General features: G+C 53.8%; 1 protein-coding gene. It reads right to left on the bottom strand.

What is annotated here, in order from left to right:
• Positions 1 to 215, bottom strand: a 215-nt coding sequence (locus tag SB822_RS61000) for a hypothetical protein (protein ID WP_410859640.1), incomplete at its 3' end; no start/stop codon positions are given.
• Positions 216 to 236 lie beyond the last annotated feature (21 nt).

Below are 236 nucleotides of genomic sequence, written 5' to 3'. Positions count from 1 at the left end.
AAGAATTTTTCGTCGCTCGTCCTGCCGACCAGGAATAGCGTTAGCTCCTCCACCTTCAATCCTGGCAGGTTCCCCGAGGACACCATTTCCTTGAACACGCATATGTACAGCTCGATATCCGACCGCACAACGACGCCAACGGCAAATAGATCGTCCGTTACCAGAAAGGCGAAGAGATCGCCCGGCTCGATGTTCCTGTGAGTCAATCGCTTCATTCCCTGAAAACGCCTCGCGTG

The organism is Paraburkholderia sp. SIMBA_054 (assembly GCF_046534875.1).
Classification (GTDB): Bacteria; Pseudomonadota; Gammaproteobacteria; order Burkholderiales; family Burkholderiaceae; genus Paraburkholderia; species Paraburkholderia hospita.
Note: the sequence above shows the minus strand (reverse complement) of the source record. Positions and strands in the feature narration are given on the sequence as shown.